At 72.6% G+C, this 16,250-nt stretch carries 10 protein-coding genes; 7 read left to right on the top strand and 3 right to left on the bottom strand.

The genetic code is table 11. From position 1 onward, the window contains the following. Nucleotides 1-20 precede the first annotated feature (20 nt). Entirely contained in the window at nt 21-779 is a 759-nt protein-coding gene (locus ETAA1_RS27640) for a hypothetical protein (protein WP_145243858.1), read from the bottom strand. Nucleotides 780-1,023: 244 nt separating this feature from the next. On the opposite strand from ETAA1_RS27640, the gene ETAA1_RS27645 reads away from it, so the two are divergent. Both ETAA1_RS27645 and ETAA1_RS27650 read left to right on the top strand, forming a co-directional pair. Then, nucleotides 1,024-1,968 carry an ExeA family protein gene (locus ETAA1_RS27645; protein WP_145243859.1) on the top strand — a complete coding sequence of 315 codons (945 nt, stop codon included), beginning with the start codon at nt 1,024-1,026 and terminating at the stop codon, nt 1,966-1,968. Between the two features lie 45 nt (nt 1,969-2,013). Continuing rightward, the gene (locus ETAA1_RS27650; RefSeq protein WP_145243860.1) at nt 2,014-2,973 is read left to right on the top strand and encodes a tyrosine-protein kinase family protein; all 960 of its coding nucleotides are present in this window, start codon (nt 2,014-2,016) and stop codon (nt 2,971-2,973) included. 71 nt (nt 2,974-3,044) lie between these two features. On the opposite strand, the gene ETAA1_RS27655 is transcribed toward ETAA1_RS27650, so the two are convergent. After that, the gene (locus ETAA1_RS27655) at nt 3,045-3,305 is read right to left on the bottom strand and encodes a hypothetical protein (RefSeq protein ID WP_202920455.1); all 261 of its coding nucleotides are present in this window, start codon (nt 3,303-3,305) and stop codon (nt 3,045-3,047) included. A 351-nt stretch (nt 3,306-3,656) separates the two neighbouring features. Here ETAA1_RS27655 and ETAA1_RS32465 point away from each other — a divergent pair, with 351 nt between their 5' ends. The 3 genes from ETAA1_RS32465 (at nt 3,657) to ETAA1_RS27695 (ending at nt 12,507) form a co-directional block, all read left to right on the top strand. Beyond that, on the top strand, nt 3,657-10,220 hold the full coding sequence (locus ETAA1_RS32465) for a secretin N-terminal domain-containing protein (RefSeq protein ID WP_202920456.1): 6,564 nt from the start codon (nt 3,657-3,659) through the stop codon (nt 10,218-10,220). Further along, nucleotides 10,199-11,017, top strand: a complete 819-nt coding sequence (locus tag ETAA1_RS27690; protein ID WP_145243862.1) for a hypothetical protein — start codon at nt 10,199-10,201, stop codon at nt 11,015-11,017. Before ETAA1_RS32465 ends, ETAA1_RS27690 begins: the two co-directional genes overlap by 22 nt. A 200-nt stretch (nt 11,018-11,217) precedes the next feature. Further along, nucleotides 11,218-12,507, top strand: a complete 1,290-nt coding sequence (locus ETAA1_RS27695; protein WP_145243863.1) for a DUF1501 domain-containing protein — start codon at nt 11,218-11,220, stop codon at nt 12,505-12,507. Between the two features lie 60 nt (nt 12,508-12,567). On the opposite strand, the gene ETAA1_RS27700 is transcribed toward ETAA1_RS27695, so the two are convergent. Next, on the bottom strand, nt 12,568-13,971 hold the full coding sequence (locus tag ETAA1_RS27700; RefSeq protein ID WP_145243864.1) for a sulfatase family protein: 1,404 nt from the start codon (nt 13,969-13,971) through the stop codon (nt 12,568-12,570). 269 nt (nt 13,972-14,240) lie between these two features. Between ETAA1_RS27700 and ETAA1_RS27705 the strand changes: the two genes are divergently transcribed. Continuing rightward, the gene (locus ETAA1_RS27705) at nt 14,241-14,879 is read left to right on the top strand and encodes a TetR/AcrR family transcriptional regulator (protein ID WP_202920457.1); all 639 of its coding nucleotides are present in this window, start codon (nt 14,241-14,243) and stop codon (nt 14,877-14,879) included. Further along, a complete protein-coding gene (locus tag ETAA1_RS27710; RefSeq protein WP_145243866.1) occupies nt 14,876-16,225 on the top strand; it encodes an efflux RND transporter periplasmic adaptor subunit in 1,350 nt (449 codons plus the stop codon). The genes ETAA1_RS27705 and ETAA1_RS27710 overlap by 4 nt, the downstream gene beginning before the upstream one ends. Nucleotides 16,226-16,250 lie beyond the last annotated feature (25 nt).

Consider the following 16,250-nt stretch of genomic DNA (forward strand, 5'->3'; position numbering starts at 1 on the left):
CCCGCTCATGGCGTTGATATTTAACCCCGCGTCGCCCGCAGCCGTGCGAGGTGCGGCCGCGGTGCCGACACCACGTCGCTGCGCCAGCCCTCGGCGCCCACGACGCGGAGGAACGGGAGCAGGGGGCGGCCTTCCCTGGCCGCATGCGCATCCTGCGCGCCCCTGTGGCTCCGTTGCGACTGCCGCGCCGCCTCGAACCGCACCTGGTTCCACAACCCCGCCACCGACGCGCACGCCGGCCGCAGGAACCGCGCCTTCAGGACCACCCGCTGCGCCGCGGCCGAGCGCCCCGCTTCGAGCAGGCCGCTCACCACCAGCCGCAGCACCGTCAGATCACCCGCCGCCAGAGCGGCCGCGGCTTCCAGCTCGCGGGCGCCGGCGTTCACCAGGTTCGCCCGCACCAGCGCCCGGCCGAAGGCGGCACGGTAGTTGGCGTTCGTCGGCTCCAGTTCGCTCGCCCGGCGGAACCGCACCGCGGCCCGGCGGTCGTCGCCGGCCGGGTCGCGCTCGGACGCCAGGCCGGCCAGGTAGAACGTCGCGGCGCAGCCGGGCTCCAGCCCGAGCGCGGCACGCAGGTGCCGCCGGGCCGCGCCGAAACGGTCGAAGTCGATCAGGAGTTCCGCCGCCAATCGGTGCGCCTCGGCGGCGGCCGCCGGAGCCACGTCCGACCCTGCGAGCAGCTGCCGCAGGCGGGTCAGCGCTTCCGGGCGGCGGCCGCGGCGGATCAGTTCCCGCGCGGCCGTCAACCCGCCGTGAACCAGGCTGAGCGTCCTGCTCATGCGCGGCCTCCGTGCCATCCGCCCCGCGGCGGGTCGTGTTGAGAGATCGAAACTATACCGAGACGTGCTGCGGCGCCAAGAGAGAAGTTGAATGCCGTTCGCGCCGAAATTCCGCGGAAAATCCGGCACAATCTGCGCAACACGCGGCGCCAACCACTTGCGCCTCAAGCCCCGCCGCGACCGCCGCCGATAACCCCGTGGGGAATCATTCCGGCCTCACGCCTCGCGCGAAAAAGGTGGCGACGTGGATTGGTCGCACTTCGGGTTGGCCCGCCGCCCGTTCCGTCCCGCGGCCGACCCGCTCGCCTATTTCCCCGCGCCCACCCACGAGGCCGCCGCGGCCGACCTCGACGCCGCGCTGTCGCGCCGCGAGCCGTTCGTGCTGCTCGACGGCCTCCCCGGTACCGGCAAGACGCTCGTCGCGCGGCGCTGGCTGAGCCGCCTCCCGACGGCGGTGCCGCGTGCGGTGCTGCCGACCGTTCACGCCGCCCGCCCCGCCGACCTGCTGCAGGCCATCCTCTTCGACCTGAACCAGCCGTACCAGGGGCTGAACGAGCAGGAACTCCGCCTCGCCGTCACGGCGCACATTCTCGCCGCGGCCGAGGGCGGCCTGCCCACCGTGCTGCTCGTCGACGAGGCGCAGCACCTCACGGCCGAGGCGCTCGAAGAACTGCGGCTCCTGGCGAACCTCGACACGCCGGCCGGCGCCGCGGCGGTGGCCGTGCTCGTGGCGCAGCCGGTGTTGCGCGAGATGCTGGCGAAGCCGGCGCACGCGGCGCTGGCGCAGCGGGTGGCGGCGCGGCCGCACCTCGAACCGTTGACCGCGGAGCAGTCCGTGAAGTACCTGCGGCATCAGATCGAAGCGGCGGGCGGGCGTCCGCTCGAAGTGTTCGACCTGGAGGCGCTCGACCTACTGGCCCGCGCCTGCGGCGGCATGCCGCGGGTCCTGAACCAGGCGGCGGCCGTCGCCGGCGAGCTGGCCGCGGCCGTCGGCAGCGACACGGTGGACACCGAGGCGGCGGTCGAGGCGCTGGGGCGGTTGAGCATTCCCGTGCCGGAGGAACAACCGGCGGAACCGGCGCCGGCGGCGCGGCCGGCGGGGAAAACCTTACGGGCGCGGCCGGCGGCCGGTGATGCGGGGCCGGCGCGCGGGACGAAGCAAAAGGCGGCACGGAAGCGGTCGGCCTGACGGCAGGGGGAGCCGGGGTCGGACCGGGCCGCACGGGGGCAGGGAATGAGCCGGATGTTCAGCGCGTGGAACGGCCCGACGACGGGAGGCGGCGGCGGGGCGCCGTCCGTCCCGTGGGCGGCGCCCCGCCCCGCGCCCGCCGACGACTTCATCCCCGCGACCGACGACGCGCCGTTCGTCGAGGTCGGCGCCCCGGGCGGGGCGGTCTTCTCGCCCGGCCCCGCGGTCGTCAAGTTCCCGCCGCTGCCGGCCACGGCGAAGGCCGAACCCGCGGCCGACGCACGGCCGTTCCCGCGCCTCGCGACGGACACGCCGCGCTACCTCTCGGTCAGCTTCCACGACCTGTCGGGCCGCGTGCGGGCGCCGGAGCCGAGCGAGGGGCCGGACGCGGCGCTCGTGGCCTTCCACCACCCGGACCACCCCGTCAGCGGCGAGTACCGCGTGCTCCGCGACGAGGTGAAGGCGCAGTTCGCTGACCACGCCCCGCGGGTGCTGTTCTTCACCGCCGCGGCCGGCGAGTCGGGCACCACCACGGTGGCGCTCAACCTCGCCGTCACGCTGGCGCGCGAGACGCCCGGCCGCGTGTTGATCGCCGACGCCAACATCACACGCCCGGGCGTGGCGCGCATGATGGGGCTGAAGGCCGCGCCGGGGCTGGTCGAGGTGCTGGGGCACACGGTGCCGCTGGCGTGGGCGGCGCAAGCGACGGCCGTGCCGAACCTGCAGGTGCTGGCCGCGGGCGGGAACCCGGCCGCGCCGCCGCCCGGCATCGCCGACGACTTGCCGAAGCTGACCGAGCAGTTGCGGCAGTGGTACGACTGGGTGCTGATCGACGCCGGCGTGTGGGGCGTGCTGCCGGACCGCGACGCGGCCTGCCCGGCGGCCGACGCCGTGTACCTGGTGGCCCGCGAGGCGGCCGTGGACCGGACCGAGTTCGCCGGCCTGCGCGGCTGGGTGAAGGAACTCGGCGGGCTGCTGCGGGGCTACGTCACGACGCGGGGGTAAGAGAGTCTTCGGGAGTGGAGGAGTAACGCCAGGTTCTAACTCCTCCACTCCCACCGACTCCCGAAGACTCCTCACTCCTTCCCCGAAAGCTCCTTCACCAGCGTCGCCACCATCTCCGGCTTCTTCTGCGCCAGCAGGTGGTCGATGCGGCTCTGCGGCACGCCGAGCTTCTGCATACACCCCGCGGCCGCCTCCCACGCCTTCGCCAGCTTCTTGCCGGTGGCCAGGTACAGGTCGCCGACCAACTCGGCGAGGCGCTGCAGCGAGATCTGGTCGATGTTCTCGTAGTACCGCTTGATGATCTTCTGCTGGTTCGCCGTGTAGTCCTGCATGCCCATCGCGTCCGGCCCTCGGTGTGGTCCCTTCAGCAAACGGCATCGGCCCCCCGGCGCCAACCCCAGTTGCCCCGCTCGCGGCACCTGTTTTCGCCTTCGTAACAACCCCGCTTCTCTCACCCCCCTCTCACCCCCGCGGCCCGGAAGAACTGGTAAACTGGGCGTAGATTAAAAACTGCTGGCGACGGCAGTTCTCCGTTGCTTACCCCGGCGGCGGACGGTAAACACCCGCGACACGTTCGTGACGACTTGTAGGCGGCCGGCCGCGCACCGTGGGGGAACGGGGCGCGCCGCGGCTGCGGCCCTTCGGCCGCCGCCGACCCGCCCGCAGTCGGATGGGGGAAGTCCATGAGCCAGATCGACGGCACCCGGTACGCCCCGGTTTGGAAGCGCCGCCGGTGGGTGCCGACCGCCATGTGGGCCGCCGCCGGCCTCGGCATGGCCACCACCTACGCCGCGGCCCAGTCGCCGCAGATCGCCCCGCCCGTCGTCGTCGCCGAGTTCCAGCGCGCGTCGGCCCAGCAGCCGGCCCCCGCCCCCACCCCGGTCCCCGACAAGGCGCCGGACAAGGCCGACCCGAAGGCCGCCGCCCCGGCCCCGAAGGCCGAGGAGCCGCGGACGGTCACCGTCAGCTGGGACAACGCCCCCTGGCAGACCGTGCTCGACTGGTACGGCAAGGAGACCGGGCTCATCCTGGTCACCACCGTGCGGCCCACCGGCTCGGTCACCATCCTGCCGCCGGGGCCCGCGCGGAAGTTCACCCTCGCCGAGGTCACCGACCTCCTGAACGAGGCGATGATCCCGCAGAAGTTCATGATCATCCGCCGGCAGGCGTCGTTCTACATCCAGCCGGCCGACGAGAAGATCGACCCCACCCTGCTCCAGCGCATCGAGCACACCGAGCTGTCCAAGCGCGGCAAGACCGAGATCGTGCTGTGCAACGTCGGCCCGTTCAAGGCCATCTCCGCGTCGGAGGTGATGCCCGAAGTGGACAAGATGCTCACGCCCTTCGGCCGGGCCGTGCTGCTGACCAACGCCAACGCCATCCAGGTGATGGACACGGCCGGGAACATCAGCCGCATCTCGAAGACGCTCGAGGACTACGAGAAGGGCGGCGGCCAGGCCGAGAGCATCACCCACGTGTGCAAGTGGCGCCGCGCCCCCGAGATGGCCGCGGTGCTGCAGCAGCTCCTCAAGGACGACCAGACCCGCATCGAGGGGACCGGCGCCGCCGCACCGGCGTTCCCGACCGACCCCCGCTTCGGGTTCCCGGGCGGCAACCCGTACTTCCCGGGCCAGGGCGGCGGCGACCCGCGCGGCAACGACCCGCGCCGCGACCCGCGCAACACCACCTACCCGTCGGCCGGGTCGCGCACCAAGACGGTGCAGATCGTCGTGGACAACCGCCGCAACGCCGTCCTCATCACGGCGCCGCCCGAGAAGATCACGCTGGCGCAGGAGATCATCACCAACTTCGACAAGAAGACCAGCCCGGACCAGAAGGAGATCGTGCCGGCGGCGCCGGAACTGCGGACGCACGCCGTCGCGCCGGGCACGGCCGACGCCATCGCCAAGATCATCCAGGAGAAGAACCCGGCCATCCGCGTGCAGTCGATCCCGACCAGTAACCAGATCATGGTCTACGGCACGCCCGAGGAGCACGCCGAGGTGCTGGCCCAGCTCCGCGGCAGCGACCCGGTCGCGGGCAACAACGGGGCGCTGGTCACCAAGCTCATCGCGCTGCAGAACCTCGACCCGACCACGACGGCCACCACGCTCGGCAAGCTGTTCCCGTCCGGCATCGCCGGCGGTGGCCCCGTGCTCGAGCCGCAGACCGGCCTCAACCCCGGCATCCTCTTCCGCGGCACGCAGACGCAGCTGGACGACGCCGAGCGCGCCATCCGCGCGCTCGACCCCAACGCCATCCCCGGCGGCCCGAACGTGCCGGCCGGCTCGCGGCTGACGCTGCAGTTCGACAACGGCAACGCAGGCATCCTGGCCGAGGCGATTTCCAACGCCATGCGGGGGATGAACAAGAACCCGGTCATCATCAACAACCTGCTGTCGGGGCCGAACGGGCCGGCCAACTTCCAGCCGCGGCCGGCGCGCCCGCTCACCGACCCGATCCCGTCCGGGCCGATCCCCGGCACCAACCCGATGGGGCCGCCCGCCCCGCTGACGATGCCGCCGCCGGCCCCGCTGCCGAACGGCGGGACCCGCAAGTCGCAGCTGCCGTCCGGGCCGTACGACCCGCGCTACGTCCTGGCCCAGATCGTCGACCCGGCCAAGCAGGAGCTGAAGCCGGTCAACATCACCGTCGTCGGCAACCGCCTCGTCATCGAGAGCGGCGACCCGGAGGCGCTGGCGCTGGTGGGCGAGCTGGTCCGGCTGTACACGAGCCAGGCCAAGCCCGACGAGAACCTGTTCGAGGTGATTCGCCTGAAGTTCGTCGGCGCGGCCGAGGCGTCGAAGGTGGTCACCGAGGTGTTCAACGGCCCGCAGCAGCAGGGCGGCCAGGGCGGCCAGGGCGGTGGCGGCCGCGGCGGCGGCGGGCCGGGCGGCCTCATCGGCGGGCTCCTCGGCGGCGGCGGCGGCGGCGGGCTTCTGGGCGGCCTCCTCGGCGGCGGCGCCGCGGGCACGCCGTCCAAGGACCGCGTCCGCGTCGTGGCCGAGACGAGCAGCAACTCGCTGATCGTGGTCAAGGCCACGCAGCTCGACCTGCTCACCATCCGCCGGCTCCTCGCCAACGTCATCGACAGCGGCGAGACCGACTCGGAGGCCATCCAGCGGACGAACGTCATCACGCTGAAGAACACCGAGGCCGCCGACATGGTCCTGGTGGTCCGCGACGTGTTCAAGACGGCGATCGCGCCGAGCGGCGGCGGCGGCGGCGGCGTCAACCCGCTGTTCCCGTTCGTCCCGCAGGGCGGCGGCGGTCAGGGCAACCAGCAGCGGCCGCCGGCCATGTCCGTCGGCGTGGACGAGCGCACCAACAGCCTCGTCGTTCTGGCCAGCGAGACGCTGTTCCGCGAGGTGAAGGCGCTCGTGGACCAGCTCGACAGCGCCACGCCCACGAACGGCGCCGAGGTGGTGCGGGTGGTGCCGATCCAGGGGATCGACCCGGCGCTGTTGCAGCAACTGGTTGACGCGGTGCAGGGCCGCGACAGCGCCAACAGCCGCGTCACTGGCAACCAGGGTCGCACCGGTCAGGGCCAGGGTGCCGGCGGCATGGGCGGCGGCGGATTCCCCGGCCTCGGCGGCGGGTTCCCCGGCCTCGGCGGCGGCGGCGGGTTCCCCGGCCTCGGCGGCGGCGGAGCCCGGCCGGGCGGCGGCGGCTTCCAGGGCGGCGGCGGCGGAGGGAGACCCGGCGGGGGAGCCGCGGGGGGACGAGGAGGCCGACAGGCCCGCTTCGGCGGGGAGGGCCCCGTAAATTTTGACTACCGGGGCAAGGACGCCCCCCCGGCGATGAGCCGGACGATCTACGACCCCGAGACCGACCCGGACCCGTGGTACTTCACGACCGGGGCGGTGATGAACGAACCCGTCCCGCTGCCCGGCGCGCGCCGCCGGCTGGCACCGAACATCGTCCAGGTCAGTCACCAGCTGCCGGCCGTGCAGCAGCCGCCGGCGCTGCCCCCGACGATGCAGCCGCCCACGCCGCTGCCGGCGGGGCCGGGCGTGCCGCTCCCCGGTGAGGGCGTCGGCGTGGCCGCGCCGCGCGGCCCCGTCACCGCCACGCCGATCAACGACCTCGGCGTGCTCGTCCTCACCGCCCGCGACCAGCGGGACATGGAGCTCATCCTCCGGCTGCTCGAGACGATCCGCGTCGGGCAGGGCAACCGCCTGGAGCCCGAGTTGCGGATGGTGTCGCTCAAGCACGCCGACTCCAACATCATCGCCGGCACGCTGAACACCGTGTTCTCGAAGGTGCAGGTGGGGCCGGGCGGGAACATCGTGCCGAGCTCGGCCCGGCAGACGACACCGGGCAACGCCCTGAGCGCCCTCACCGGTGCGCCGAGCGCCACGCAGAACGTCTACGTCATCGCCATGCCGCGGACGAACAGCCTCCTCATCGCCGGGCCGAAGGGCCGGTTCGAGGACATCATCAAAGAGGTGGACCGGCTCGACGTGCCCAACGGGCTCGACGTGCGGCCGAAGAGCATCTTCCTGAAGAACGCCAGCGCCCAGATCGTGGCCCAGCAGATCCAGTGGCTGTACAGCCAGCGGTTCCCGAACGAGGGGCCGCCGAGCAGCCAGGTCCGCATCTCGTTCGACCTGGCCAGCAACAGCGTCCTGGTGCAGGCCGCGCCGAGCGACATGGCCGACATCGAGGCGCTGCTGCTGCAGCTCGACTCGGCCACGTCGATCGCCAAGAACCGGGTGAAGGTGTACCGCCTCCGCAACGGCCTGGCCGACGAGGTGGCCGGCATCCTCATCCAGGCCATCACCGCCAACACGGTGAACCCCAACCTCCAGGCGTCGCAGCGCTGGTACCAGCAGAGCGTCACCGGGGCCGGGAACATCGGGGCCATCGGCAACCTGGCCACGATCGCCCAGGGCGGTCAGGGCGGCCTCCAGGGGCTCCAGGGGCAGGGCCAGCAGGGGGCGTTCCAGGGGCTCCAGGGGCTGACCCAGCAGCCCGGCGGCGGCGCAGGCATCGGCCAGAACGTGCCGGGCCTCAACGCCACCGTCCCGCAAGTCGGGCAGACGTCCGGCGGCGGCCTGTCCACCCGCAGTAACACGCTCCAGTTCGTCGGCGCCGACGGCAAGCCGGTGGAGAGCGGCTTCCTGGCGGACGTCCACATCATCCCGGCGGCGCGGATCAACGGCATCGTCGTCACCGCCCCGGACAAGACGATCGAGCTGATCGACGCCCTGATGACCTCGCTCGACACGGTCGCCGCCGCGTCGTCGAACATCAAGGTGTTCACGCTCACGAAGGCCGACGCGGTACTGACCGGCATCACCCTCCAGCAGCTGTTCAGCGGCACCAACCGCACCGGGCTGACGCCCGGCGGGCAGGGCGGCGCCCAGGGCCAGCAGCAGGGGGGGCTGAACCAGGGCACCACGGCGGCCCGGCCGCTGCTGACGCTCGGCGCCGACCCCGGCCCGGGGGCGAGCCTGATCGACCTCCGCATCTCGGTCGACGACCGGACGAACAGCCTGATCGTGGCCGGCAGCCAGAACGACCTGGACACGATCGGCGCGGTCATCATGCGGCTGGAGGCGACGGACGCCCCGCAGCGGATGATGGACGTGTACAAGCTGCGCAACCAGGCCGCCGCGGACGTGGCGCAGAACCTCCAGACGTTCATGACCAACTCGGTCGCCAACGTCATCACGCCGGCCGGGTTCAACACGTCGTACCAGCAGCTGCTGCGGAACGTGGTGATCGTGGCCGAGCCGGTCAGCAACACGGTGCTGATCTCGGCCAGCCCGCAGTACTTCGGCGAGCTGAAGCGGATGATCGAGCGGCTCGACGCCGCCCCCCCGCAGGTCGTCATCCAGGTGACGATCGCCGACATCCAGCTGTCGAACAACGAGGAGTTCGGGGCCGAGGTGGGGCTGCAGACGCCGATCATCTTCGGCCGCGGCACGACCGGGAACGGGCCGGGCACGCCGGGGTTCAACTTCAACACCACGCCGGTGTCGGCGCTGCCGAACAGCAACCTGTTCAACCAGGGCGTCGTCGGCTTCCAGGGGCTCGGGAACCTGGGCGTCGGCCGGGTCGGGGCCGGCGGCGTGAGCGGGTTCGTGTTCAGCGCGCAGAGCCAGTCGTTCAACCTGCTGCTGCGGGCGCTCAAGACGCAGGGCCGGGCCGAGATCACCAGCCGGCCGCAGGTGCAGGTGACGGACAACCAGACCGGGTACGTGCAGGTCGGCCAGAACTTCCCGATCCCGGGCGACATCTCGCAGAACGCCACCGGCACCGTCCAGGGGGTGACGTACACCGCGACCGGCGTGACCCTGCGGGTGACGCCGCGGGTGAACCCGGACGGCAAGGTGCTGATGCGCGTCGAGCCGCAGATCGCCAGCCCGGCGGCGAACCCGGTCGCGGTCGGCACCGCGGGCACGGCGTTCCCGATCAACGTGCAGACGGTGCAGACGACGATCCTGGCCGGCGACGGGGAGACGGTGGTGATCGGCGGGCTGATCACGAACCAGGACACGCGGGCGCAGAACGGCGTCCCGTTCCTGCAGGACATCCCGTACGTCGGGTCGCTGTTCCGGTACCGGACGCACAACGTGCAGCGGCGCGAGATCCTGATCATCATGACGCCGCACATCGTCCGCAACGAGGCCGACCAGGCCCGCATCCTGGCGGAGGAGGCGCGGCGGATGGAGTGGTGCGTGCCGGACATCGCCCGGTACCACGGGCACGGCCTGGAGGTGATCGGGCCGGCGATGAAGGGGGCGACGCCGCAGGCGATCCCCGGCTTCCCGAACCCGAACGGGCCGATCCCCGGCGGGTTCCAGTTCGGCCCGACGCCGCCGTGGATGCCGGCGGACAACTGGCTGCCGCCGGCCAACTCGGCCCCGGCGCCGGCCACGCCCGGTGCGATCCCCCTCCCCGGCCCGACGCCGTTCTCGTCGGCCGTGCCCGAGGTGCCCGGCGCCGTCGCCGTGCCCGCGGGGGTGACGCTGCCGCCGTTCGTGCCGGCCGGGCCGTACACGCCCGCCGGCACGGTGACCCCGGCGGCGGGGGCCACGTCGGCGGCGCCGGCCGCGGCGCGGGGCGCGTCGTTCACGATGGCCATGCCGCAGCCGCCGGCCCCGCCGGCGCCGGCGTCGCCGCCCCCGCCGGTGCCGGTGCCCGGCCGCGGGTTCGCCATCGCCCCGCCGGCCGAGCCGGCGCCCACCCCCAACCCCCAGGCCACGGAGGGCCGCTCGTGGAACGTCTTCGGTCGGTGACGCTCGCGGCCGTGATGGCCGCGCTGGCCCCGGGGTGCATCCACGTCCACAAGGACGCCGCGGGGAACGTGAAGTCGGTGGAGCTGAAGACCGGCGCCGAGCCGGCCGCCGACGCCGGCGTGAAGCAGGCGTCGGCGACGGTGCCGGCGGCGGCGGTGCCCGCGGCCGCCAGCGGGATGGCGAAGCTGGCGACGAAAATGCCGTCGTTCGGCGGCGGCACGCAGGCGGCGTTCCTCCACCTGAACTGGCAGAACCGCATCGCCAAGCTGCCCGACCCGACCGCCGAGGGGAAGTTCAAGCCCGGCCTGGTCGGGCAAATGTTCCTGTTCTCCGGCGGCCAGAAGATGCTCCCCATCGCCAACCCCGACGGGAAGCTAACGGTCGAGCTGTTCGACGCCTCCCCGCGGGCCGGGACGGCGGAGCCGGTGCGGCTCGGCAGCTGGACGTTCGAGAAGGACGTGCTGGCCCGGCTGGTGACGACCGACGAGCGGTTCGGCAAGAGCTTCGCGCTGTTCCTGCCGTGGCCGACGTACACGCCGTCGGTGTCGCGAGTGATGCTGATGGCGAAGTACGAGCCCGACCAGGGCTTCGCGCTGCACGCCGAGCCGATGACCATGACCATCGACACGTCGGTCGGCGCCGACGGGCCGGTGATCGAGCGGTCGTCCTCGACGCGGATGCCGGGGGCGGTGTCGCCGAGCCTGCCGCCGGCCTCGATGAGCGCTCCGCCGGCGCCGGTCGCGCCCGGCGTGCCGGGCGGACTGCCGCCGCTGACCATCACGCTGCCGAACCGCTGACCACACCCCGGCGCGCGGGTTCCCCGCGCGCCGGGAGCTGTTGAGCCGACCCGACACGTTGCCGAAGTTTCGAGTTGCGGCGCCACTTCGCCGAAGCTAATATCACTTTCAACCGGCCCTCGGAGGGTCCGGTCCCCGCCGGTGGTTTCCGTATCGCCCAACCTCCCACCCCACACCACCACCCTCTCGGAGTCGCGTCCATGCTCACGTTCTGGGGCAGCAAGCAGAAGTCCTGCGACGGCGTGTCGCGTCGGAACTTCCTCCAGGTCGGCGCGTTCGGCGCCGGGCTCACCCTCGCGGACGTCCTCCGCGCCCGCGCCGCCAGCCAGGCGCCCGGCGCCCCCGCCCGCAGCACGCCGAAGTCGGTCATCATGGTGTACCTGCCCGGCGGCCCCAGCCACATGGACATGTACGACCTGAAGCCCGACGCCCCGGTGGAGTTCCGCGGCGAGTTCCGCCCGATCGCGACGAACGTGCCCGGCATCCAGATCAGCGAGCACATGCCGATGCAGGCCCGCATGATGGACAAGCTGTCCATCGTGCGCTCGCTGGTCGCCAACGACGAGCACTCCGACTCGTACGTGATGACCGGGTACACCGAGAACACGAACCGCACGGCCACCGGCGGCCAGCACCCGTCGATCGGGTCGGTCATCAGCCGCACCCGCGCCGGCGCCAGCACCGACGTGCCGCCGTTCGTCAGCCTGCGCGGCATGAGCATGGGCACCGAGCCCGGCTTCCTCGGCATCTCGCACCGGCCGTTCACCGCCGAAGGCCCCGGCATCCAGAACCTGCGGCCGGGCACCGCCGACCGCATGGGCGACCGCCGCGACCTCCTCGGCCGGTTCGACACCGTCCGCCGCGAGATCGACGGCACCGGCACGATGCGCGGCATGGACGCGTTCGCGTCCCGCGCCTTCGACATGATCAGCAGCGGCACCGTCCGTCAGGCGCTCGACCTGAAGCAGGAAGACCCCCGCACCCGCGACCGGTACAAGGGCGTCGAGCAGTTCCTGACGGCCCGCCGGCTCGTCGAGGCGGGCGTCGGCTGCGTGACGCTCAGCACGGGCGGGTGGGACACGCACAGCGGCAACTTCACGACGCTGAAGCGGCAGCTGCCGGTGCTCGACCGCGGCGTGGCGAACCTGATCCAGGACCTGCACGACCGCGGGATGCAGGACGACGTGATCACCGTGGTGTGGGGCGAGTTCGGCCGCACGCCGAAGGTGAACAGCACGGACGCCGGCCGCGACCACTGGAGCCCGGTGATGAGCGCGCTGGTCGCCGGCGGCGGGCTGAAGATGGGCCAGGCGGTCGGCAGCAGCTCGGCCCGCGGCGAGTACCCGAAGGACCGGCCGTACAAGGTGCCGCACCTGCTGAGCACCATCTACCAGGCGATCGGCATCGACCCGGCCCACACGTTCACCAACGGCGCCGGCCGGCCGATGTACATCCTCGACGACCGCGCCACCGTGAACGAGCTGCTGTGAGGCTCGCGGTGACGTGACGCACACGACCGGGGGCCGATCGGCCCCCGGCTTCGTTTCCGGTCACGGCGCGGGCACGCGGCCCGGCTCGCGCTGGCCCGTTCCCGTGCGCTTCGTCAGCGCGTCGCCCAACTCCGCCCGCGCCGCCTCGACGTGTACCATCATGCGGCGAACCACTTCGGGGTTCGCCGCGGCTACGTCCCGCGTCTCGCCCACGTCGGCGGTCAGGTCGTAGAGTTCCGGTGCCTCCAGCTTCACCTGCCGGTAGCGGCCCGGCGTGCCGTCGGCGCCCGGCGCCTGGCCGCGCATCGTGCGGTACGTGTGCGGCAGCACGAGCTTCCAGTTCCCGGCGCGGACCGCCTGCAGTTCGTTGGTGCCGTAAAAATACCACTGCGCCGCGTGCGGCGACTTCGCCCCCGCCTCGCCGCGCAGCAGCGGGCCGATGTCGAGCCCGTCGATGCGGCGCGAAGGTAGCTCGGCGCCGATGATGCGGGCCACGGTCGGCAGCACGTCGATGGTCATGGCCGGTTCGCGGCACACGCTCCCCGCGGGGATGCGGCCCGGCCAGCGCGCCAGGAACGGCACGCGCACGCCGCCCTCCCAGACGGTGCCCTTCCCCTCGCGCAGCGGGCCGGCACTGCCGGCGTGGTTGCCGTAGCTCAGCCACGGGCCGTTGTCGCAGGTAAAGATCACCAGCGTGTTCTCGGCCAGCTTTAGCTCGTCGAGCGTCTTCAGCACCTCGCCGACGGACCAGTCGATTTCCTGGATCACGTCGCCGAACGCGCCCGCCTGCGAGCTGCCGCGGAAGCGCTCGCCGGCGTACAGCGGCACGTGCGGCATCGAGTGCGCCAGGTACAGGAAGAACGGCCGGTCGCGGTTGTCGCGCACGAACCGCACCGCGCGCTCTGTGTACTGCGCCGTCAGCCGCGACTGGTCGGCCGCGGTCACGTTCGGGTTGGCGACCTTCTCGCCGTCGAGCAGCGGCAGCGGCGGGTACGCCCCCGGCTTCGCCTCGGGGTGGAACGGCCACATGTCGTTCGAGTACGGCAGGCCGAGGTAGCCGTCGAAGCCGTGCCGCGTCGGCAGGAATTGCGGGTGGTGCCCGAGGTGCCACTTCCCCACGGCGTAGGTGGCGTAGCCCTTGCTCTTGCACACCTCGGCGAGGGTGGTTTCGTCGGCGTGGATGCCGTGCCGCGCGGCCGGCCCGAGGGCGCCGTGGATGCCGAGGCGGTTGGCGTAGCAGCCGGTTAGGAGCGACACCCGCGACGCCGAGCACACCGGCTGCGACACGGTGAAGTCGGTGAAGCGGACGCCTTCCTTCGCCAGTCGGTCGAGGTTCGGGGTGCGGTAACCCTTCGCGCCGTAGCAGCCGACGTCGCCGTAGCCCTGGTCGTCGGTGAACACGACGACGACGTTTGGTGTCTGGGCCGGGGCGAGGAGCGACAGCGCGAGGAGGGTGGCGTTCATGCGCTGAGGGTAACGCGGATGCGGGGCGGACGCCAGCAAATGCCGGAGCCCCGAAGGGGCGCAAGCCCTGGGAAGCCTGCTGGCTGCCACCCCTTCGGGGCTCCGAACACGGCCCGTTCATCCCAGGGCTGACGCCCCGGGCTATTGGCTGCCGCCCCTTCGGGGCTAAAACCTGCGCCCCGAACACGGCTTGTTTTCGTCCACTTCCGTGGGTACTATTTCGCGGACGGACCCGTCCGTTAATTATCCCCTCTCCTGCGGTGACTCTCGTGGAGACTGCCCCTCGCAAGCCCGGCCGGCCGCGCGACCCCGAACTGGAGGCGCGCCGCAAGGGTCAGATCCTCGACACCGCGGCCAAGGTGTTCGCCGGGTTCGGGTTCGCGGGGACGCAGGTGCAGGTGATCGCCGACCGCCTCGGCGTCGGCAACGGCACCGTGTACCGCTACTTCCCCACGAAGGAGGCGCTGTTCCTCGCCGCCGTCGAGCGCGGCCTGGAGGAGCTGACCGCCGAGATGGACGCGGTGCTGGACGCGCCCGACCCCGACCCGGTGGCGCAGATCGGCCGGGCGGTGCGGACGTACCTCGGGTTCTTCCACCGCCGGCCGGAGATGGCCGAGCTGTTCATCCAGGAGCGGGCGGCGTTCCCGCACCACCACCGGCCGCTGTACTTCGCCCGCAAGGACGGCGACGAACACGACTGCAAGCATTCCCGGTTCTGGGAACAACTGGTGGCGACGGGCGTGTTGCGGGCGGTGCCGCGGGAGCGGTTCTTCGCCGTGGTGGGCGACCTGCTGTACGGCACCATCCTGACGAACCTGCTCTCGGGCCGGCCGACCGACCCGGACGCGCAGACGGCGGACATTCTGGACGTGATCCTCGGCGGCCTGCTGGCGAGGGGGAAGCGATGACGCGCGACTCGGCGATGCACCTCCCGAGCCGGCCCCGTCCGGGGTCGGAGTTCTTGGCGCCTCAACAACTCCGACCCCGGACGGGGCCGGCTCGGTCGCTTCTGCTCGCCCTCCTCCTCCTCTTCATCCCCGCCTGCGCGCCGAAGGCCGCCGACACCGGCGCCAGGGCCGACGCCGCCCCCGTGGCCGTGACCGTCGTGCCGCTGACGGCCGTGAGCCTCCCGCGCACCGTGAGCGTCGTCGGCACCCTCGACCCGTACCGCGAGGTGACGCTCGCGCCGAAGGTGGACGGCCGCGTCCTCCGCGTCCGCCGCGACATCGGCGACTCGGTCTCGCCCGGCGAGACGCTCCTCGAACTGGACGACCACGACTACCGCCTCGAAGTCGAGGTCGCGCGGCGCGGCCTGGAGGCGGAGCTGGCCCGGCTCGAACTGGACGCCGTGCCCGGCGCCGGCGTCGACCTCGGCAAGCTGATCGAGGCCGTGCCCGCGGTGGCGCGGGCGCGGGCGAGTGCGGAGGAGTCCGCCCGCAAGCTCGACCAGCAGACGAAGCTGCTGGAGCGCGGCGGCGGCTCGCGCGAGGACGTGGCCGTGGTCGCCGCCGAGCGGAAGGTCGCCGACGCGGCGCTGCGGCAGGTGCAGACGGAAGCGCGCTCGGCGATGGTGAACGCGCGGAAGTTGCAGGCGAACCTGGAGCAGGCGGAGCAGCGGCTGAAGGACACGGTGGTCCGCGCCCCGGTGACGGACGAGTGGTCGGCGTGGGCGGCGGCACTGGGGCCGGCGGTGCCGTTCCGGTACGTCGTGGCGCAGCGGATGGTGTGGGAGGGCGAGATGGTGCGGGCGATGCCGGAGAAGAACGTGTTCCGGCTGGTGGTGTGTCACCCGCTGAAGCTGCGCGCCGCGGTGCCGGAGAAGCACGCCCCCGAGGTGCGGCCGGGGCAGGCCGTGGCGGTGCGGGTGGAGGCGTTCGACCGCCCCTTCCGCGGCGTGGTGCGGCGCGTGGCCCCGACGGTGGACGTGCAGAACCGCACGTTCGGCGTGGAGGTGGACGTGCCGAACAACGACCCGCGCTGGAAGGTGCCGCCGGGCTCGTTCGCCCGGGCCGAGGTCGAGACCCGCGCCGACGACAACGTGCTGACGGTGCCGCCGGCCGCGCTCGTGACGTTCGCCGGGGTGACGAAGGTGTTCGTGGCCGACGGCGACAGGGCGCGGGCGGTGCCGGTGCGTGTCGGCCGCCGCGACCGCGACTGGGTGGAGGTGAGTGGCGAGCTGAAGCCCGGCGAGCGGATCATCACCAGCGGGCAGACGCAGCTGGTGGACGGCGGCACGATCCGCGTGCGGCCGTGACTTCAGAACTCAGACTGTTGGCCAC

The organism is Urbifossiella limnaea (genome assembly GCF_007747215.1).
Taxonomy (GTDB): Bacteria; Planctomycetota; Planctomycetia; order Gemmatales; family Gemmataceae; genus Urbifossiella; species Urbifossiella limnaea.